Source organism: Kitasatospora sp. NPDC059973, from assembly GCF_042737525.1.
In the GTDB taxonomy this organism is placed as follows: Bacteria; Actinomycetota; Actinomycetes; order Streptomycetales; family Streptomycetaceae; genus Kitasatospora.
Map to the genome: position 1 here is coordinate 1 of NZ_JBHWUI010000134.1, position 17999 is coordinate 17999.

The following is a 17999-nucleotide window of genomic DNA, read 5'->3' on the forward strand; positions in this document are numbered from 1 at the left end:
GCATCAGCTGTACCCGCTGCGCTCTGCCGCAGCGGGGCGGCCCGGGCGCATGCTGGCAGGGGGAGCACCGGAGAGGAGGCGCGGACATGGACGCGCAGGACCGGGAACCGGTCGAGGGCGAGGTCGTGGTGCCGCTCAGCGTCGAGGAGGCGCGGGCGCTTACGACGGAGGTACGGGAAGCGATCGAGGACGTCCGGCAGGTGGCGGGGCGGCTCGCCGAGCGGGTGAAGCGGGCACACGACGCCCGGGTCTGGGAGGTGCTCGGCTACCCGTCGTGGGCGGAGTACGCGAAGGCCGAGTTCGGCGTCTCGCGGTCGCACGCCTACCGGCTGCTCGATCTCGCGCGGTCGGCCGAGGAGATCACGGCGGCGGTGGTGACGCTGGGCGTGCTGGCGCCGGTGTCCCACGCGGGGGACATGCTCGCGCTCGATCTGCCGATCCGGGCGGTCGTCGAGCTGCGCGGGCGGATGGGAGAGGTGCGCGAGCTGCTCGTCGAGCGGCTGGAGCAGGTCGCGGCCGAGGGTCCGGGGCGGCTCGCGCCCGAGCTGGTGGCCGCGGTGGTGGCGGACGTCGTCGCCGAGGTGCGGGCCCGGCCGGATCTCGCCGAGGAGGACCTCGACGAGATCGAGGTCCCGCCCGGAGCGCCGTACACCGCGGAGGACGTTCGCCGGGGCCGGCGCCTGGTCGCCGAGCTCACCGACTGCGACCGGCAGCTCGGCATGCTGGCGCTTGAGGTCGTGCCGGCGTACCGCTCGGAGGCGGGTGCGGCCCTGGGCCCGCTCGGCGTCCTGGCGGACGAGCTCGGCGAGGACGTCGAGCTCCTCCTCGCCTGCCGCCGGTACGCGGTCACCGGGGACTACCGGGCCGTCGAGGAGTACCGGGCGCAGCCGCTCGCCGGGGCGGCCGGGTAGGGCGGCGCCGCCTTCTCGCACTGTCGCCCGATCGGGTGAAACCGGAATCGCGCCCGGGGCTGGCTGCCACGGTGCCGGCAGGACTGCTGACGGTCGGCTGTCGGGGCGGGCGGCGGTCCGTCGTGGCCGGAGGTGCGCGACGCTGGAAGGGTGCCCACGCGACGCAAGGTGCCGGACCCGGTGATGCTGCGCCCGCCGGTGCCGTTGATGCAGCCCCGGCCGGTGCCGGTGCTGCCGGCCGAGGACGGCATGCCCGGCGGCGTGGTGTACGAGATCAAGCTCGACGGGGTTCGGTGCTGCGCGGCGCGCACCGAGGCCGGGGTCGAGCTGTGGTCGCGCCGCGCGCGGGGGTTGAACGGCCGGTTCCCCGAGGTGCTGCCGGCGCTGGCGGATCTCCTCGCGTCGGGGGTCGTCCTCGACGGCGAGCTCTGTGCGTTCCGGGGTGGCCGGCTGGCTTTCACCGAGCTTCTGCGCTCGCCACGGTCGAGGGCGGCGGATGGGGTGGCGGTGAGCTACGTCGTGTGGGACGTCCTCGCGGTGCCGGGCCGGGACGTGCGCGGCCTGCCGCTGGTCGAGCGTCGCGAGCTCCTGGCCGAGGTGCTCGCCGAGGCCCGGCCGCCGGTCGAGCGGGTCATGGCCACGAGGAGCCGGGAGACGGCGCTCGGCTGGTACCGAGACCTGCATAGCGTCGGGGTCGAGGGCCTGGTCTGCAAGGCGGCTGCGGCGCCGTACCGGCCGGAGTCGGCTTCGTGGGTCAAGCTGCGGCACGCGGAGACGACCGATGCCGAGCTCGTCGGGATCGTCGGTGACCCGGCCCGGCCCGAGGCGGTGCTCGCCCGGCTGCCGGACGGCCGGCAGGCGACGACGTCGCCTCGCCTCACCGTCGTGCAGGCTCACCAGGTGGCGCAGGCGGTTCGCGGCCGGCTGCGCCCCGACTCCGAGAAGTCGTCTCGGGTGCACTGGGTGGCCGAGCCGCGGCCGGTGGCCGAGGTGCTGCTCGGCTCCGGCCGTCACGGGCGGGCGCGGTTCGTCAGGATGCGGCCGGAGGAGTAGCGCGCTGCTACCGCCGCTGTGCTGCGGGCCGGGCGGAGCGCATCCCGGCGGCGGCGCCGATGGTGGACACCGTGGCGGCCGACACGGGCCGCAGCGGGGTGACGGTGGCGGCTGGCTGCGGACGGGCGGCGGCGAGGGAGTGGGGGAGGACGGCGGCCAGGCCCTCGGCGATCTCGCGGATCGTGGGGTCCTCGGAGGGGCGGGCGAGGAGGGCTCGGGCGAGGAGGAGTGCGGACTCGACGGCGGCGGCGGGGACGCGGACCATGCGCAGTGAGGCGATGGCGTCGAGGGCCTGCTCGGCGTCGTCGCCGGGGGTGGCGGGTTCGGGTGCCGGGTGGGGGTTGAGCCAGGCCGGGGCGCGCTGCGGGGAGCGGGCGGCGGGGGAGTCGAGTCCGGGGCCGAGGGCGCGGCGGGGAGTGCGGGTCACGCCGGGCTCAACGACGGGGGCAAGGTTGCGTGATGGCTCCCCCGAGCGGCTGGTGACGCGGGATGATCGGGGGATGGCTGACGAGACTCTCCCCATCGGCACGGACCCCGCGCAGGGTGCCGTGCAGTCCGCGCTTCGACTCGCCGCGCCTCGGGTGCGCACGGTTGATGACCACATGTTCCGGCCCTTCGGTAACGGGGCGTCGGCGTCGTTCCGGCTGCAACTGTTCACCGCGGAGGGTCAGCGGCCGGTGGCGGTGGCCTCGCAGACCATGCACGAAGGCATGAGCCTGACCAACGCGGCGGAGTCGTACGCCGCCGCGGTGTGGGAGCGGCACTGTCCGGGCGAGGAGCTCCCGCCGGTGTGGGTGCAGCGGCATCTGCACGACCGCGAGGGCGGGACGAAGGACCGGTTCGAGCTGGTGACGTTCGGCGAGGCCGAGCCGTACCGGCTGCGCTCGCCGAAGTGGCGGGCCATCTCACCCGAGCAGTTGGCGGAGCTCGTCGGCGGGCCGGTCGCCGAGGACCGCGGGGCCGGGTACGTTCCGCGCGAGCCGCTCCCGGAGCCCGAGCCGCAGTTCGAGGTGATGGCGGTGTGGCGGCTGTCCAGACCCGAGCCGTTCCGGGCGCCCAAGTGCATGCCAGCAGGAACGCGGTGGTGGAGGCGTTGGCTTCGGCAGGCGGTGCCGTCGCACCGGGTGCGTGACTGCTGCTGGTACCACCGGGGCGACTGGCACGCCGTCAACCGGATGGCTCTGGCGTTCCTCGCCGAAGGGGTCGAGGCCGGTGTCGCAGTCGAGGACATGGCGCGCTTCGCCGACGAGCGGTCGGCGGCGGCCGGCGCCGACAAGTGGCAGCGGCAGGCGCTGGACTCGCTGTTCAGCCTGGCCGTGGCGATCACGCCGAGCGAGGGCGGCGGGTTCGTGAACGGTCAGCACCGGGCGCAGGCGATGTTGGATGCGGGGGTGCGCCGCACGGTCGTCGTCCGCGACGTGTGGCCGGAGGGGGCCTGACCGCATCGGCGATCGGCGCGGTCGCGCCGTGTTGTCTGTGGCGGCCGGTAGTGTCCTCAGCCGTGGGTCGCGCCGCCCACGGACCTTGCGGTCACTCCTTTTCTCCCCGCCCGTGCGGGGCACCATCGGACCGCGCAGATAGACGGACGAGCACAGCTCGTCGAGGCATTGACCTCCTCTCCTGGGCCTTCGGCCCCAGGCACCATCACCTCGGCCTTCGGGCCGCAGGTCCCACTGACGGGCGCAAGTTTTTCGGCTGCCTGAAATCTGAGGAGAGACATGGACAAGATGCTCGGCGAGTTCCTCGACCCGGACGCCCCCGGCGTCACCAAGCTCGCCCACATCGACGCCGCCGACGACGAATACTGCGGAGTGCGGATCTACCACACAGGCCGGCTCTTCGTGGTGACGTCGATCGAACGCGGCGACCTGATCATCGCCGGGTCTGACCTGGCGTACGAAGCGGCGGCGATGGCGGCCGGCTCGCTGATCGGCTACCAGTGGCAAAACGGGGAGTCGCTGCCGGACGGCGGGGTGCAGGACTGGTCGAAGACCGTCGCGCAGGGCCGCGAGATGCTCAGCGAGCTGGCGTACTGGGACACGCTCCTGATCTCGCGAGTCCCGAAGAAGGCGGATCTGCCCGGCTGACGGGCAGTGAGCGCGACGGCCCCGGAGTCTCGCCACTCCGGGGCCGTCGCACGTTTTCAGACGAATGGCGGCGCGCGGGGTGCCCAGTGGCGGCCGGTCGGGAAGCCTTGAGGGGTGACGACTTCCCGCGGCGCGTCGCCGCTGCTCGCGCGCGCCCGGGCCTGGGGAGGTGATCCCCGCCGGGCAGGGCGCCGGCTGCTGGTGTGGCTGCTGCTGGCGGTACCGGTCGGGCTGTTGGCAGGGGAAGCGGCCCGGGGGGTGTCGTGGCTGATCGGCCAGGTCGCCGCACTGGAGCTGCCGGGACCGCTGGCGCTGTTCCCGGGCCTGCTGCTGTTGCTGCTGGCGCTGAGCTGCCGGGGGATGCACGAGACGTTCCGTCCGCCGGTGGGCGAGGTCTGGTGGTTCCTGACGGTGGCCGGGGTCAGCTCGCTGTTCGCCCTGGCGTGACGAGTCCCGCCTCCGTGGCCGCGGGGGGCGCGGGCGGGCGCAGCAGGACCGGTGAGCCCGGGTGTGCGGGGTGGAATCCGGCGTGGGTGTAGAGCCGTTGGAGTCGGTCGCTGGCGGCGGTGGCCGCGAGGCCGAGGCCCTCGGTGTCGGCCCACCTCAGGGTCTGGCGGACCAGGTCGCGCGTCGCCTGCCCGTCCCGGCCGCCGGCGAGCCCGCCGACTTCGCCCCACGGGCCGGTGCGGCGCAGCGGCGCGAGGACGCAACGCAGTTCGGCGCTGCGGCGGGCCGCGTCGAGGAGGTGCACGAGCTGCCAGGCGAGGGCGACAAGTTCTGCGCCGAGGACGGTGGGCACGGCAACGCGGACTCCGGTGGGGCCGGCGAGGGCATGGCCGGCGGCGGCTGCCGCGAGGGCGGCCGGCAGCATCACGGCGAGCAGGCCGACGACGGCGGCGGGCAGGAGCACCAGGGCGCCGAGCAGGTGCCAGCGCAGCCGGCGGGGCTGCTGGACGCCGAGGGTTGACGGGCCGACGGCGAGCACGCTGCCGGCGGTGTGCTGGACTCCGAGGTTGAGCAGCCACACGGGGGTGAAGACGGCGCGTAGCGGGCCGGGCGGGATGCGGGCCGGGGCGAACGCCTGGGCGGAGACGGCGGCGAGGCGAGGTAGGTCTCGCCACCGGGGCGTGAGGTGGGGCGGGGGAGTGCACTCCCGGCGGCTGGTCATGATCGCGAGTCTACGAACCGGCGGGGGCGGGGCGGGGCGACCGAACCCGCCCGCCAGGGTGCACCGTGGCCGGTTTGGTTGACGGGGCCCGCGCGTGTTTCCCGCGGGAAACAGGCCGGGCGGCCCGGCGGGAGGTCGCCGGGCGCGGGGAGATGCGGCGCGTTTGTGCAGGTGGGACCGTTCCCGCCAATCCGTGCACCCCTCGCGGTACCAAATCCGCCAATCCGTGCACCCCGCCCCATCTGCACGTATGCGTGCTGCTCATAGCCTGTGCGTGCTGCTCATGACCGCTGGTCGGGGCGGTGGGCGGCGAGCACTTCCGCACGGGGGCGGGTTCGGTGTCGCAGACCTCGGGCAGACTGGCCGGGTGACCACGACACCGGATCAGACCTCGATCAGCTCGCGGATTCGCCTGCACCTGTGGGGGATCGCCTGCGCCCCGTTCGCCGTCGCCCTGGTGGCGTTCGCCGTCGCGCGCCTGACACTCCTTCCGCTGGTGGAACGGTCGTCGCGGTGGGAGTACGCGGCGGTCGGCGTGGTGGCCGTCGGCTACGCCATCTTGCGCGGCCGGAAGCTCGCGGGGCGGGTGGCGGCCGGCAACGTGCTGGCCTGCGAGGCGCTGCTCGCCACCCGGGCGCCGCAGAGCGCGGAGGAGGCCCGGGCCTACGGGGCGGCGGCGCGGCGGCTGGCCAGGGTGGCGACGTCGAGGGTCGCGGGGGTGGTCCCCCGGCTTCCCCGCCCCGTGCGGCGCGCCGTCGAGGCGGCACTGAGGGAAGACGACTTGGCCGGCCAGACGTCGCCGCGCCCCGCAACGGTGGCACTGCTCGAAGCGGTGGCCGCCGCCCACGGCCCGTGGGTGGACGCCTTGGACCTGACCGACCTGCGGAGCAAGCAGGCGCCCGCCCGCCCCTGACCGCACCCCCCCAACCGCGCGCAGCCCCGGAGTTCGAGGACTCCGGGGCTGTCGCATGTCCGGCGACGCCGGGCCGGCGGCGTGTTTCCCGCGGGAAACACGCCGCGGTCAGGCCGGGTCGGGAGCGCTGGCAATCTCGCGGAGCCGGTCAGCCGCGGTGCGGCAGTCGCCGCCCGCGCGGTGGCCGCCGTTGAGGCGCTGCCAGGTGTACGAGCCGTGGTACTCGCTCCACTGGCCCGCGAACACGGCGTACTGCTCCATGGCGCAGTCCTCCCACCGCTGCGCCTCGATCCACTCGGCGACGGCCGGGTGGTCGTCCCACCGGGGGAGGATCAGCGGCGGCCGGAGCGGGGTCATCTCGCGGTGCCAGCGGTCGAGTTCGTGCGCGAGCCGGGCCCGGTCGAACTCCCGGTTGTAGATCACGATCCGGCGCCCGGCGAGGGCCTCGGTCAGGGCGGGGAGCAGCTCGCCGAAGGTGGGCACGCCGGGGGCGGTGACCATGTCGTCGGTGATGCCGTGGATCTCGGTCGCCTCCTCGGGGATGGGCTCGCCCGGGTTGACGAGCGTGTCGAGGATCTTCTCGCCGGCGGCGGTGTACGCGGCGATCTCCACGATCCGGGCCGTGCTGTGGAGTCCGGTGGTCTCGGTGTCGAGGATGGCGGTCGCCGGGTCGGCGAGCAGCTCGCGGGCCCAGGTGCGGACCGGCTCGACCTCGGGCCAGCGCTGCCGGTACGCGAGGCGCTCGGCCTCCTCGCGTGCGGCGATCTCGGCGGTCTTGCAGGGCTCGCAGGTCCGCGGCACCCACCACGGGTAGCCGGCGCGGGCCTCCTCGGCTGCGCGGGCGGCGGCGACCTCCTCGGCGGTGGCGGTCTGCACCCCGCAGCGCGGGCAGGCCCGGTCCTCAAGCGCGCGGACGACGGCCCGGGCCCGGTCGAGGTGCTCGGCGCAGGCCAGGCAGTTGCCGCCCTGGCCGGTGCTGGCGCTCTGCTCGAAGACCGTCGTGCAGCGGCGGCAGGTGTGCCAGTGGAGTTCCTGGTCGGCGCTGCGGCACGGGCCGCACCAGCGGGCCGGCCGGTCGAGGGTGTACACGTGGCCGCCGCGCACGATCCCGGGGAAGACCTGCGAGCAGGCCGCGCAGGTCCGCCGCTCGGTCATGACTTGCTGCTGCGCCGGGGACGGGGGGCGCTTGCCGATCGAGTCGGCGAGGTCGTACAGCGGGACGTAGTCGGAGCTGCGGTGCGGCATCGGCAGGTCGAGCCAGGCGGCCGGCTTCTGGTCGTCCAGGACCCGGCGGCCTTGCGCGCCGAGCTGGTTCACGGTGAACAGCTGCGAGGGGGCCAGTCCGGGGCGGTACACCGGGGCGGCCTTGAAGGTGGCGATCGGCTGGGGTGCGGGAGTGGGTTCGGGGGTCATCGGGGAGTCCTTCCGTCGGGTGGCACGAAACCTGACATACCAGGCAAATGGTCGTCAAGTACCTTGATTCGCAACATAGTTGGACGAATACCCCCCTACTACGCACATGTACGCGAGGGGAAATTCACCCGGTCGGGCGGCGCCGCGTCCTGCCCGGGGCGGCCGGGAACGACGCCGGCGCCCGGCCCCATCGGGGGCCGGGCGCCGGTCGGTTCGGCGGCGTGCCGGTCAGCAGGTGCACACTCCGGCCGGCACGCATCCGGCCTGGTGCATGAACTCGGCGACGGAGCGGGCGAGGAGGTGCTCGGCCTGGGCGCCGGTGGCGCCGCCGGTGATGCCGTCGCGGACGGCGGCCTCCTCGGCTGCGCGCAGCTCGTAGACGTCGGCGGGGCTAAGCCACGGCATCTCGGCTGGCGGGGCGAATTCGTCCACCCAGGTCCACCGGCCGCCGAGCGCGGGTGTGCTGCGGGTGAAGCGCAGCAGCGGCACGGTCCTGCCCTCGCTCCGCTGGACGGTGACGAGCACCAGGCCGAGCGCGTGCATGCGGTGCAGCAACCGGCCGACGTCGGCCAGGCCGGGCGGGGCCTCGGCGCTGGCGAGCCGTGCGGCGACCTCCTCGCCGGTGACGACGAGCGGCCCGTCGAGGGTGTGGAGGGGGTACCGGCCGGCGCGGACCAGGGCGGCGAGGGCAATCGCGGCGTTGGGGACGTGGTCGCTGTAGAGGCCGGCGAGCTTGACGGCGTCGGCGGCCTGGTGGGGGCCGAGGCTGTCGAGGTGCCGCCGGTCTACGTCGCTCAGGCCGATGTCGTACACCCGGTACCACCGCTCGTAGAGCTCGCCCGGGGGGTGCATGCCGCGCAGGCCCGGCAGGGGGGTGCGGCCCGGCTTGCCGGGCTTGTGGCGTCCCATCACCAGGCCGGGAGGGAGTCGAGGCCGAGGTCGCGGGCCGGGGAGTGGGGGCCGAGCGGGGGGACGTCCGACAGCTGCCACGTCCCCGGGCCCTCCCACGGGTTGGGGCCGCTGACGGCCGGGTCGGGGTCCGGCCCGCCGGGGAAGTCGTCCGGCTCGGGGAAGTCGTCTACTTCCGGGAAGTCGTCCACCTCGGGGAAGTCGTCCGGCTCCGCGTGCTCGGCGTTGAAGTCGTACCCCGGCTCGCCGTAGCCGTCTTCGTCGTCACCGTAGGCGCCGCCGTCGTAGTAGGGCTCCCCGCCGTCGTAATCGTCGTCGTCTTCGTCGTCCCCGAGAAGGTCGCCGGCGTCGCCGTCCTCCGCGCGGTCGGCGCCGGGGAAGTTGGGGTGCCGGACGCCGGCGTAGACCAGGGTGGACGTGCTCGGGCCGAAGCCCGTTTCGATCGGCCGTTGCTCGCCCCATGGGATCTCGGGGAGTTCGACGCCCTGCTCGACGGCCGCGCCGCACGCGCTGCACCGGTACTCGTCGTACCAGGCGGTGACGGAGAACATCGACCCCGGGTAGCGATCGGCGTGGACTAGTCCGCCGTCGCACGGGCCCTCGGCTTCGTCGTCCTCGGGGTCCTGCGCCCAGTCCTCGGCGTCCGGGCATCCGGCGCCGTGGTGGCACTTCCCGGAGCAGCGGCAGGGCTGGTCGGGTCCGGCCGGACGCCACACGGCCTCGGCGCGGGCGCGCTGGGCGGGGGTGGCGTCGGCCGGCAGGGCGCTGACGCCGAGTTCCTCGGCGGTGATGCCCTCGGCAGACTCGGCCGGGGTGGGCTGGCGGGTGTAGGCGATGGCGAGGAGCTGCTCGACGGGCGACGACTGCTCGGCGGTGGCGGGTTCGGCTGCTGCGGCGGCGGCGCGTACCTCGTTGAGCGCGTCGTGGTAGCCGATGCGCTGACCCGCCTTCTTCCTGGCCTTCTGGAGGTCGCGGGCGCGCTGCTGCTCGGTGGTGCGCTTGGTCATGGACGAGTCCTTTCGACTCCGGGCTCGGGCCCCCACGCGGCGCGCCCGGATCGACGGATCGTCAAACGTCTTGGGACAGCGGCTCGAATCCCGCAGGACCTTCTACCGGCGGCCCCGGGCGGCGTGGGCGCTCGGGTGCGGTATGGGCGTCGGCTCCGCCCGGGGCAGTCTCCTGCCCGTCGTACAACGGTATCGGAGTACGACGCCGCGATCGGCCGCCCGAGGAGATCGCGCGGCGTGGCCGTGTATATGGGTTGGGGCGGTGTTCTCACTGATAGGCACGTCGTCACGAAGAGCGCAGTTTCGGGGCTGGTGTGGCTGGTGTGGCGTGGCCGTGAGGGTGGGTCAGGCAGGCTGCGCGGGGCGGTGCGCCGATCCGCTGTCGGCGCACCGCCTGCCGTCGTGGCCGCTCTACCTCTGGTCGGCGGCGGCGCGCAGCTCGCGGCCGAGGTCGGTGAAGAAGTCGCCGGCCTGGCCGTTGTTGGTCACGCCGGCGTCGGCCATGCGGCCCAGGAGCTCGGCGAACCCGCGGCCGGGCAGAGCGTTGACGTGGGCGCAGACGGGCACCGAGGCCCGGCCGCCGGCGATGTGCTTGGACCAACCGGCCACCGCGCGGAAGCCGGCGCGCAGCGCCTCCTTCTCGGGCTGATCAGGCCGCGAGGCGTGGAACATGTCGATGACGACTTCGGCCATCAGCTGGTGCTGCGCGGCGCCGGTGGCGACGTCCTCGGGGAAGACGTCGAGCAGCAGCGCGACCAGCTCGGCGCCGCGGGTCGCCGGCTGCTGTGCGGCGCCGGCCTCCTCGGCGGCCTCGCGTGCTCGAACGAGCCCCGGATCGGCCAGCACCGCGTCAATGTCCCGGCGACAGTCGGTGATGCGCTCGCGGAGTTCGGTGTCGAGCTCGGCGAAGAAGTCCGCAGCCTGGTAGTTGTCGCGGACCCCGGCCTCGACCATGCGGCCGAGGAGTACGGCGAACGCCTGGTAGCCCAGGGCGTTGACGTGGGAGCGCACGAGCTCGGACGCCTCGCCGCCCACAGTGGCGATGTGCCGGTGCCAGCCGCCGGCGGCACCGAAGCCGGCCCGCAGCGCCTCCTGCTCTTCCACGGGGCGGGCGGCGCGCATCTCAGCCCGGAGCGTCTCGGCGATCACCCGGTGTCCTGCTGCGCCGGCGGGCAGGTCGTCGATCCCGCGCAGGACAGTCACGAGCAGGGCGATCAGCTCGGCGCCGAGGCCCTGGCGATACGGGGCGGCCTCGACCGGGGCCGCCTGCTCGACGTGCTCCTCGGCCAACGCCTCGGGGTCCACGAGCTCGATCTCGGCCGAGTCGCCGACGTGGACCACCATTCCGCCGCGCACGCCGACCAGAACAGCGCCCGTGATTCGGTGCCATCCCGAGACGATGCCGCCGGGCCGTGCGCCCGGGCCGTGCAGTGTCACCAGGGCATTCGTCGTCAGCGTCGCGCCGTTGCGGTCGAGGAGCACAGGCTCGCCCGGCTGCTCGGGTTGCTCCGCGTCCGACTGCTCGGCGAGGCGCCCGCCCATCTGCAACGTGAGGCAGGCGGCGGCGATGCCGTCGAGGACGTCCTCGACGGCGGGGGCCGGGGTGGTGGGGGTGGTGGGGGCGGTCTCGCGGACCCGCTCGCCGGCGCTGTTGCTCACGGAGGGGATCGGGCGGCCGTTGATGTGGCGGACGGAGACTCGGAAGGGGTAGGGACCGGCGGCGAGCTCGGCCTCGATCCGGTCGGCGTGCTCGGCGATCAGCTCCTCGGCCCGGCGGCTGAGGACGAGCGCGTACGTGTGCCGGCGCTCGCCGTTGCGGTAGAAGCCGGTAACCCGGAAGTCCTCGCCCCGGCCCTGCGTGAGGCCCAGTCGCTTGAGGGCGCGCGCGAGGGCCTCCGAGGGAGTGGCGGGCCGCTCGGCAGCGATGGCCGCGGCCGAGCGCTGCTCGACGGCGGCGGGGGTGTGCCCGGCCGTGGCCTTCGCGCAGACGTTCACCGGGTAGTTGACGGTGGCGAGGCTCTGCGCCTCGGCGACGGCCTCGGCGAGCTGCTCGGCGCGGTAGGCGCGGTGCACCTCGCTGCCCTCGGTGGGCTCGGTGGGCTCGCAGTCGCAGCCGAGGTGAAGCGACGTCAGCTCGCGCCACCGGATGATGCGGATCGCGTCGGCGGCGGGGGAGGGCAGCGGCGCGGGGTAGGCCGACCAGTCGCCCTGAGAGAAGGGCTTGCGGGCCTCGGTGGTACCCCAGGTGTAGCCGACGACGAGCACGATCTCGCCGGCGGCGGCGAGGGCCTCGACGGTCGGCCGGCTGATCCCGTTGTAGGCGAAGGCCGCGCGGCCGGTGCGGATGGTGGCCAGTGCGGCGCGCATGGCGGCGGTGAGCGGGGCGGTACGCGGGGTGGCGGGCTGGTAGAGGCGGCTCTTGCTGAACACTGGGGCGGTTCCCTTCGGTCTTCCCTGGTCGGTGCAGCCACCTTAGCGGAAGTTATATAACTTCCACAACTCCGGTTCTTAGAGTGTCGCGACCCCCTGTCGCGAGCCCTCTCCCGCTGTGCCTGTCGTGCCCTGTGACCTGCGCGAACACCCCCTGACCCCCACCCCCGAGTTCATCACGACAGGGGGTCGCGACAGCCGTGCGGCCGGGCCCGCGTCGGGCTCGAAGACGGCCCGGCGCGGGGCCGCCGGTTCGAGCTAGGCTCTCCTCCGTCTGATCCATCGGCCCCGGTTCTCTGGGGATCGGCCCGCCTCACGCGCGGGCCCTCATCCCCGCCCGGGCGGGGGACAGGCCCGCCGAGCGGGCCCGTTCGTGGCGGCATCCGTGCCGCCCCCAACCCCGAAAGGATCTTGATGGAATTCAACGGCAGTCCCGAAGGCGAGCAGCACCTCGACCTGCGCCCGTACGCCAGCAGCGACCGCAAGGCGCCCGAGCCCGAGCTCAGTCTCACGACCGTGGACAGCGGCAGCGTGGCACTGTGGGCCCGCAACCTCCCCGAGTTCGAGGGAGTCGGCCCGCGCCAGGGCGGACCGCAGACGGGCGTGTTGATCAACCGGCCGGACGTCGTCGCCCTGGTGGACTTCCTGACCGGTTATCTGGACCGCACGCGGCATCTCGCCTGAGCGCCACACAGCGAAGCGCCCCCGCCGTCGGTGGGGGCGCTTCGCTGTGGACGGGCCGGGGCCGGCGGCGGTCAGCGGCCGAGCGGGTGCTCGGCGATGGTCAGCCCGTCGGTGTCGAGTACGTACTCGTCCTCATCCCGGCCGGTGTTGTAGGCGAGCAGCGCGACGGCCGGCGCGAGGGTGCGGTACAGCCGGCCCGTGGTCGGCCGACGGGCGCCGGTGCCGGTGGCGTAGCCCTCGGCGACGGCGCGGCGGGTGGTCCATGACCAGTCGGCGCGGCGCTCGGGGACGCTGCCACGCCAGAGCTCGACGGGGCCGGCCGGGCGTTCGGCGGGCCGGCCGTCGGTGGTGAAGCCGGCCGCGGTGAACAGCTCGCGCCACGCCGCACGGTCGAGAGTGGCGTCGGGGTACTCGGCCATGCTCCAGACCTGGCCGACGTGGGCGGCCAGGGTCGCGGCGTCGATCGCCTGGCCGAACCAGGCGTCGAACAGCAGGGCCGGGCCGTCGAGTCGGCCCGCCTTGAGGAGCAGCGCGGCGAAGCGGTCGGCGTCGAGCAGCTCGCCGCACTCGGCGGCCTCGGCGACGGCGGCGAACGCCTCCTCGCTCAGGTCGCGCAGCTCGGACCCGGGGCCGGCCGCGAGCTGCTGCTCGTCGGCCGTGCTGGTCGTCTTCGGCATGGTGCCGTCCTCTCGGGTGTCAGCTGGTGTCAGGGATCGTCAGGAAGCGTCGAGGGACCGGCGGTCGCCGGTGTATCGGTCGATCAGCGGCAGGCGCCCCCGGGTGAAGAGCACGGGCCACGGCAGGCCGTCGCCCCCGCCACGGCTGACCGCGTCGGCCCAGACGGCGGCCTCGGCGAACGCGGCGGCGTACGGCCCGCGCTCGGCCCGGCGCCGGCGCCAGGCCCGGCCCCACCGGGTGCGGGCGGCATCGGCGTACCGGTCGATCAGCGGCGCCAGGAGCTCGCGCCCGCGGCGGACGTGCTCGGCGACGAGCGCCCGGGCCTGCTCGCGGGTGAGGGTGCGCGGCGGCAGCATCACCAGATCGAAGGCGCGCAGGACCTCGCGCGCGACGGCCCGCCACGCCTCGGCCTCGGCGGGGTCCTGGTGCTGACGGTGCTTCAACGGTCATCCCTTCCGGCGGTCCGGTCGCCCGGGCACCATGGTTGCCGGTCCGGGCCGCCGACGTCGATTTCGTCGGCGGCCGTGCCGGAGCGTCAGGCGGCGTCGGCGTCGAGCTGCGCCCGGCCCACCTGCTGATGGGTGCGGTGCTTCGCGCGGCCCTCGCGGTAGCCGAGGCAGTGGCGGCAGGTCGGCCCGGCGGCGGTGACGGTGGTGTATCGGGTGCCGTGCTTGTCCTGACTCATGGTTCGGCACAGCGGGTGCACGGTGGGCGAGTCGGGGGCGGCCGTGTGGATCTCGCCTCCGCCGAGGGCCGTGCAGTGCTCGAACTCGGACTCGTCGGGGACGGGCGCCGAGGCGATGTACTCGGTCCAGTCCTCCTGTAGGGCCTGCTTGAAGGCGCGGGCGTGGGCCCGGCCGGTGCCGCAGATTTCGGCGGCGCGGGCGAGGACGCGGGAGCGACGCCGGATGGGCAGGATGCGGAAGTTCACGGCCGTCAGGAAGTGCGACGGCTTGGTGAGGCCGAGGGGTCCGGCGGGCAGGTTCGCGGCGGTGATGGCGTCGGCGGCTTCGTCGAGGGTGTCGAAGAACAGGTTCTCGGGGATCTTGCCGGACCAGGCGGCGAAGGGCGGGCGGGCGAGGCGGTGCTCGGTCTCGTCGAAGATCACGCCGACGTGCTCGCGGCCGATCCACACGTCGTACTGCGGGGCCGCGTGCAGGGTGTCGCGGGTGACGACGACGTCGCCCGGACGGGCCGCGAGGACCTCGGCGGGGAGCGGCTCCTCGACCAGGTCCTCGACGGCCTCCTCGACGGCGGCCGGTGCAACCTGGGGGGCGGGCTCGCGCAGCTCGTACCAGAGGGAGGAGTGCACGCGGACGGTGTGGACGTCGCCGCCGTCGTTGACGAGCAGGCGGGCCGAGCGGGTGCGGCCGAGGGCGTCCCACGCCGCGGCGGCCTCGCACGGGACCATCTCGCCGCGGTCGTTGTCGTAGCGCCGGGCCTCGGTGAAGGTCTCCCGGATGGCGGCGATCTTGCGGGTCGCGGTGCGGGCGATGGTGCGGGCGGTCATCTCGGTGTGCTCCTCGGTGCGTGGTCGGTGGGGCGTCACAGACGTTAGCGGAAGTTATATAACTTCCGCAACCGGCCTGGCAGGGAGGGCCAGGCCGGTTGCGGAGGGTCCGTCAGGCGGCGGCGGTCAGGACGAGCCGACCGGCGGCGTCGTGGGTGAGGTACGGGCGCATGATCTCGGGGATCGGCATCGTGTCGGGCTCGCCCCGCAGCGCCGCGCCCCAGTCCGCGAGGAACGCGGTGCCGATGTACTCGGTGAACGCGGGCGGGATGGCCTCGGTCAGCTCCTCGTGGACGTCGGTCCACGTGATGTCCATGGCGGCCTGCATCTCGCGGACGTTGCCCTTGCCGCCGCCCTTGCCGTACGCGGCGATGTACGGGCCATCCCGCCACACGCCGTGTCGCCAGCCGCGCACCGGGCCGCGGTGCTTGGGGTGCGGGATCTGGGCGGGCTCGCCGCCCCACCACTCGATTTCGAAGTGCCGGTGCCGGATCACGCCGAGCCCGAAGCTCTCGCCGCACAGCGTCAGGTCCTTGCGGAGGTTCGCGCCGCTCACGTTCTCCATCACCCACGGCACCCCGTACCAGCGGCACAGCTCGCGCATCTCGGGGATCAGGTCGACGTACTCGCGACCCCGGTTGGTGCCCTTGGTCAGGGTGCAACTGGACTGGCAGGGCGGGGAGGCGTGGACCAGGTCGAACTCCTGGCAGCGGTCGCGCATCACGTCGAGGGCGTCGGCCTGCACGAACTCGAAGGGGTAGCGGGGTCGCGGGCGGATATCGACGCCGACGACGTCGAACCCGGCCCGGTGGTAACCCATGCCAGCGCCGCCGGCGCAGCAGAACAGGTCGAGGACTCGGGGGCGGCGGTGGCGGGGGTCGTTCTGCACGGTGGGGGTTCCTCTCGGTCCGGGGCGGTACGAGAGGACCGTAGCGGAAGTTATATAACTTCCGCAAGTGCCGACGCGCCCCGCCCCGCACACCCCCTGCGGTCACCGGTACGAAGCGCCCTTGTACCGCGCGGCGATCTCGCGGGCGGCCTGCTCGACCGCCTCCGGCATGTGGCGCAGCAGGGTGTGCCCGGCGGGGAGGGTGCACCGGTCCTCGCCGGTGGGGCGGACGTGGACGGCCCACCGGGTCACGGTGCCCGAGTCGTTGGCGACGGTGTCGATCCGATCGACGGACCAGGGCGCACCGAGGGGCGAGCTGGACTCGATCACCATGCCGACGGTCACCGCGCCGCAGTCGATGCCGGTCCGCTCGGCGACGAGCGCCTCGAACGCCTTCTGTGCGGCGCGGCCGGTGCGGCTGAGCTTGCGGCCGGTGCCCTTGCAGGTGAAGCAGCGGCCGGCGCGGACGTGGGCGTACTGGCGGAACTTCTTGTCGCCGGCGCAGCGGGTGCACGTCTCGGCGGCGAAGGTGAGGCGGTCGGTCGTCGGCATGGTGTCTCCCGTGGTCGGGCCGGCGGTACGAGAGCAACACTAGGGCAAGTTATATAACTCCCGCAAGGTGGCCGGCGGTTTCGCCGGCGGCGCGTCAGGCGGCCGTGCGCAGCGCGGTGACGGTGATCTTCGGTGTCCAGTCCTCGCGCTGCTCGACGGTCAGCTCGTAGGCGCCGGCGAGGGCCTGGGCCGCGGCGGTGACCATCTCCGTCCGCCGGCCGGCGCGGGCCCGGTAGGCGTCGCCGCCGTCGCGGTCGTGGCCGGCGCTCCACCGGATCACCCACTCGCCGGGTGCGCCGCGGCCGACGTCGAGGCCGCTGCCGGCGGCCGGCGCACCGTCCCGGGTGGACGCGAGCGGCAGGCCGGCGCGGCGCAGCGCAGCGCGGAGGCCGGCGGTCGTGGGGGTGGCCGGCGCCGCGGTGGCCGGCGCCGGCGGGAGGTCGAGGCCCTGGCGCTCGGCCTCGGCGGCGGCGAGGACGCGCAGCACGCCGGCGCCGGGGACGGGGCCGGCGGTGACGACCAGGCCGCGGCCGGCGAGGACGGCGGCCAGGCGCTCGGCGTCCTGGCGGCCGGGGTGCAGCCACACGCACCGGGACTGCGCGTCGCCCTCGGTGGCGAACCCGCCGGGGCGGCGCGGGGTGCGGGCCTCGAACCCGGCGGCGCCGAGCAGCGCGGAGACGGACGGGCCGGTGATGCCGTACGAAGTCGCCTTGCGGCGCTCGGCCTTGCGGCGGTGGGTGACGCACTCGCGGTGGGTGCAGTCCTCGCCGATCCGGCGGGCGTGCAGGTCGAGGTGTCGGCGCACGCCGGGCCGGGCGGCGAGCTTCTCGGAACGGGGGCAGGTCTCGACGGTGGCGCCGTCGTACCACCACGGCTGACGCTGCGCACGGGCGGCGTCGAGCGGGGCGGCGTCGAGCGCGTCGAGCGAAGCGCGGACCTGGTCGAGCAGCTCGTCGAGCTGCTGGCCGTAGGTGCCGCGCACGGTGGCGCTGCGCTGCTCGGCGGCCGGGGTGCCGGGGACGTGCTCGCCGACGATGACCACCGGGGCACCGTAGCGGCCGGGCGCAATGCCGGTCAGGGTGCGGCCCCTGTAGGTACGGGCGCCGGTGGGCCGGGCCGCAGTGGCGCGGGCCGGGGCAGCGGCGCGACGGGCGAGGCGGGAGGCGGCCGGGCGGGGCGTGGTCATGGCGGGGCCTTTCCGGTGTGGCGGTCGGTGGTGCGGTGCCGCCGACCGGTGGACGGTCGGCGGCACCCGGGGTGGTTGCGGGTCAGGCCGGGAGGGCGTCGGGCGCGTCGCCGGTGCCGGTCAACTCCGGCTCGTCGGGCAGCAGGCTCCACGTCCAGTAGCCGTGTCCGATGGCGTAAGTGCCGTCGTGGCGCGGCTCGCACACCTCGATGACGGGGTCGGTCTCGTTGTCGCCCGGGTCTCCGTCGTGCACCTCGACGACAAGCCCGTCGAAGGAGAGCGTGTCGAAGTTCCACCGCCTCATTCCTTCGAGGTCGGCGGCCAGTCGGCGGACGGTGTCGGGGGAGAGACAGGGCAGGGCCCAGCCGTTGGGGCAGGCGCCGATGACGGACTCGGCGTCGTAGGGGCCGAGGTCGTCGAGCATGACGCGGGCGGCGGGGACGGTGGCGTTCATGGGGAGTCTTCCTCTGAGGTGGGGCCGCGCGGCGGGGGCGCCCCGGCGGGGGGGGTGGGGGGGGGGTGGGGGGGGGGCCCGCGCCCCGCCGGGCGGCCCGAGGGGAGGTCGCAGGGCACTTTCAACGGCCGCGCCCCGACAAACCCGGCGGATGC

Annotated in this window: 20 protein-coding genes; 7 read left to right on the forward strand and 13 right to left on the reverse strand. The window is 74.5% G+C overall.

Annotated elements, in window-relative coordinates; all coding sequences use genetic code 11:
* Positions 1-86: 86 nt before the first annotated feature.
* Entirely contained in the window at positions 87-911 is an 825-nt protein-coding gene (locus tag ACFWA9_RS29115; RefSeq protein WP_380390902.1) for a hypothetical protein, read from the forward strand.
* A gap of 150 nt (positions 912-1061) precedes the next feature.
* Positions 1062-1964, forward strand: a complete 903-nt coding sequence (locus tag ACFWA9_RS29120) for a DNA ligase (RefSeq protein WP_380390904.1) — start codon at positions 1062-1064, stop codon at positions 1962-1964.
* 7 nt (positions 1965-1971) lie between these two features.
* On the opposite strand, the gene ACFWA9_RS29125 is transcribed toward ACFWA9_RS29120, so the two are convergent.
* Positions 1972-2391 carry a hypothetical protein gene (locus ACFWA9_RS29125; RefSeq protein WP_380390906.1) on the reverse strand — a complete coding sequence of 140 codons (420 nt, stop codon included), beginning with the start codon at positions 2389-2391 and terminating at the stop codon, positions 1972-1974.
* Positions 2392-2464: 73 nt separating this feature from the next.
* Between ACFWA9_RS29125 and ACFWA9_RS29130 the strand changes: the two genes are divergently transcribed.
* The 3 genes from ACFWA9_RS29130 to ACFWA9_RS29140 all read left to right on the forward strand — a co-directional run bounded on the left by ACFWA9_RS29130 (position 2465) and on the right by ACFWA9_RS29140 (position 4498).
* Positions 2465-3403 (forward strand): hypothetical protein, encoded by a 939-nt coding sequence (locus ACFWA9_RS29130; protein ID WP_380390907.1) that lies wholly within the window; start codon positions 2465-2467, stop codon positions 3401-3403.
* A 279-nt stretch (positions 3404-3682) separates the two neighbouring features.
* Positions 3683-4051 (forward strand): hypothetical protein, encoded by a 369-nt coding sequence (locus ACFWA9_RS29135; RefSeq protein ID WP_380390908.1) that lies wholly within the window; start codon positions 3683-3685, stop codon positions 4049-4051.
* A 114-nt stretch (positions 4052-4165) separates the two neighbouring features.
* A complete protein-coding gene (locus tag ACFWA9_RS29140) occupies positions 4166-4498 on the forward strand; it encodes a hypothetical protein (RefSeq protein WP_380390910.1) in 333 nt (110 codons plus the stop codon).
* Here ACFWA9_RS29140 and ACFWA9_RS29145 read toward each other — a convergent pair.
* Positions 4473-5219, reverse strand: coding sequence for a hypothetical protein (locus tag ACFWA9_RS29145; RefSeq protein WP_380390911.1), 747 nt, complete (start codon positions 5217-5219; stop codon positions 4473-4475). The two genes, ACFWA9_RS29140 and ACFWA9_RS29145, sit on opposite strands and share 26 nt — an antisense overlap.
* A 367-nt stretch (positions 5220-5586) precedes the next feature.
* Here ACFWA9_RS29145 and ACFWA9_RS29150 point away from each other — a divergent pair, with 367 nt between their 5' ends.
* Positions 5587-6132: a hypothetical protein gene (locus ACFWA9_RS29150; RefSeq protein ID WP_380390913.1), complete on the forward strand. Its 546-nt coding sequence runs from the start codon at positions 5587-5589 to the stop codon at positions 6130-6132.
* A gap of 108 nt (positions 6133-6240) precedes the next feature.
* Here the strand turns inward: ACFWA9_RS29150 and ACFWA9_RS29155 are convergent, their stop codons facing one another.
* The 4 genes from ACFWA9_RS29155 to ACFWA9_RS29170 all read right to left on the reverse strand — a co-directional run bounded on the left by ACFWA9_RS29155 (position 6241) and on the right by ACFWA9_RS29170 (position 11891).
* On the reverse strand, positions 6241-7545 hold the full coding sequence (locus tag ACFWA9_RS29155) for an exonuclease domain-containing protein (protein ID WP_380390915.1): 1305 nt from the start codon (positions 7543-7545) through the stop codon (positions 6241-6243).
* Positions 7546-7773: 228 nt separating this feature from the next.
* Entirely contained in the window at positions 7774-8454 is a 681-nt protein-coding gene (locus ACFWA9_RS29160) for a hypothetical protein (RefSeq protein WP_380390916.1), read from the reverse strand.
* Entirely contained in the window at positions 8454-9461 is a 1008-nt protein-coding gene (locus ACFWA9_RS29165) for a hypothetical protein (protein WP_380390918.1), read from the reverse strand. The genes ACFWA9_RS29160 and ACFWA9_RS29165 overlap by 1 nt, the downstream gene beginning before the upstream one ends.
* 411 nt (positions 9462-9872) lie before the next feature.
* Positions 9873-11891: a hypothetical protein gene (locus ACFWA9_RS29170; protein ID WP_380390920.1), complete on the reverse strand. Its 2019-nt coding sequence runs from the start codon at positions 11889-11891 to the stop codon at positions 9873-9875.
* Between the two features lie 414 nt (positions 11892-12305).
* On the opposite strand from ACFWA9_RS29170, the gene ACFWA9_RS29175 reads away from it, so the two are divergent.
* The gene (locus ACFWA9_RS29175; RefSeq protein ID WP_380390922.1) at positions 12306-12575 is read left to right on the forward strand and encodes a hypothetical protein; all 270 of its coding nucleotides are present in this window, start codon (positions 12306-12308) and stop codon (positions 12573-12575) included.
* 71 nt (positions 12576-12646) lie between these two features.
* Here the strand turns inward: ACFWA9_RS29175 and ACFWA9_RS29180 are convergent, their stop codons facing one another.
* From ACFWA9_RS29180 to ACFWA9_RS29210, 7 genes are all read right to left on the reverse strand, one after another.
* On the reverse strand, positions 12647-13252 hold the full coding sequence (locus ACFWA9_RS29180) for a hypothetical protein (RefSeq protein ID WP_380390924.1): 606 nt from the start codon (positions 13250-13252) through the stop codon (positions 12647-12649).
* A 39-nt stretch (positions 13253-13291) separates the two neighbouring features.
* Entirely contained in the window at positions 13292-13696 is a 405-nt protein-coding gene (locus ACFWA9_RS29185; protein ID WP_380390925.1) for a hypothetical protein, read from the reverse strand.
* A gap of 92 nt (positions 13697-13788) precedes the next feature.
* Positions 13789-14763 (reverse strand): hypothetical protein, encoded by a 975-nt coding sequence (locus ACFWA9_RS29190; RefSeq protein WP_380390927.1) that lies wholly within the window; start codon positions 14761-14763, stop codon positions 13789-13791.
* A gap of 112 nt (positions 14764-14875) precedes the next feature.
* Positions 14876-15583 carry a DNA methylase gene (locus ACFWA9_RS29195; RefSeq protein ID WP_380390941.1) on the reverse strand — a complete coding sequence of 236 codons (708 nt, stop codon included), beginning with the start codon at positions 15581-15583 and terminating at the stop codon, positions 14876-14878.
* Positions 15584-15754: 171 nt separating this feature from the next.
* Positions 15755-16204 (reverse strand): hypothetical protein, encoded by a 450-nt coding sequence (locus ACFWA9_RS29200; protein ID WP_380390929.1) that lies wholly within the window; start codon positions 16202-16204, stop codon positions 15755-15757.
* A 94-nt stretch (positions 16205-16298) separates the two neighbouring features.
* On the reverse strand, positions 16299-17390 hold the full coding sequence (locus tag ACFWA9_RS29205) for a hypothetical protein (RefSeq protein ID WP_380390931.1): 1092 nt from the start codon (positions 17388-17390) through the stop codon (positions 16299-16301).
* An 82-nt stretch (positions 17391-17472) separates the two neighbouring features.
* Positions 17473-17844 (reverse strand): hypothetical protein, encoded by a 372-nt coding sequence (locus tag ACFWA9_RS29210; RefSeq protein ID WP_380390932.1) that lies wholly within the window; start codon positions 17842-17844, stop codon positions 17473-17475.
* Positions 17845-17999: the final 155 nt, after the last annotated feature.

Bases quoted from the DNA above. Each gene is read 5' to 3' on its own strand.
- ACFWA9_RS29190 (WP_380390927.1), bottom strand. From the start codon at position 14,763: ATGACCGCCCGCACCATCGCCCGCACCGCGACCCGCAAGATCGCCGCC.
- ACFWA9_RS29200 (WP_380390929.1), bottom strand. From the start codon at position 16,204: ATGCCGACGACCGACCGCCTCACCTTCGCCGCCGAGACGTGCACCCGC.
- ACFWA9_RS29155 (WP_380390915.1), bottom strand. From the start codon at position 7,545: ATGACCCCCGAACCCACTCCCGCACCCCAGCCGATCGCCACCTTCAAG.
- ACFWA9_RS29130 (WP_380390907.1), top strand. From the start codon at position 2,465: ATGGCTGACGAGACTCTCCCCATCGGCACGGACCCCGCGCAGGGTGCC.
- ACFWA9_RS29205 (WP_380390931.1), bottom strand. From the start codon at position 17,390: ATGACCACGCCCCGCCCGGCCGCCTCCCGCCTCGCCCGTCGCGCCGCT.
- ACFWA9_RS29160 (WP_380390916.1), bottom strand. From the start codon at position 8,454: ATGGGACGCCACAAGCCCGGCAAGCCGGGCCGCACCCCCCTGCCGGGC.
- ACFWA9_RS29175 (WP_380390922.1), top strand. From the start codon at position 12,306: ATGGAATTCAACGGCAGTCCCGAAGGCGAGCAGCACCTCGACCTGCGC.
- ACFWA9_RS29210 (WP_380390932.1), bottom strand. From the start codon at position 17,844: ATGAACGCCACCGTCCCCGCCGCCCGCGTCATGCTCGACGACCTCGGC.
- ACFWA9_RS29180 (WP_380390924.1), bottom strand. From the start codon at position 13,252: ATGCCGAAGACGACCAGCACGGCCGACGAGCAGCAGCTCGCGGCCGGC.
- ACFWA9_RS29145 (WP_380390911.1), bottom strand. From the start codon at position 5,219: ATGACCAGCCGCCGGGAGTGCACTCCCCCGCCCCACCTCACGCCCCGG.
- ACFWA9_RS29115 (WP_380390902.1), top strand. From the start codon at position 87: ATGGACGCGCAGGACCGGGAACCGGTCGAGGGCGAGGTCGTGGTGCCG.
- ACFWA9_RS29165 (WP_380390918.1), bottom strand. From the start codon at position 9,461: ATGACCAAGCGCACCACCGAGCAGCAGCGCGCCCGCGACCTCCAGAAG.
- ACFWA9_RS29135 (WP_380390908.1), top strand. From the start codon at position 3,683: ATGGACAAGATGCTCGGCGAGTTCCTCGACCCGGACGCCCCCGGCGTC.
- ACFWA9_RS29195 (WP_380390941.1), bottom strand. From the start codon at position 15,583: ATGGGTTACCACCGGGCCGGGTTCGACGTCGTCGGCGTCGATATCCGC.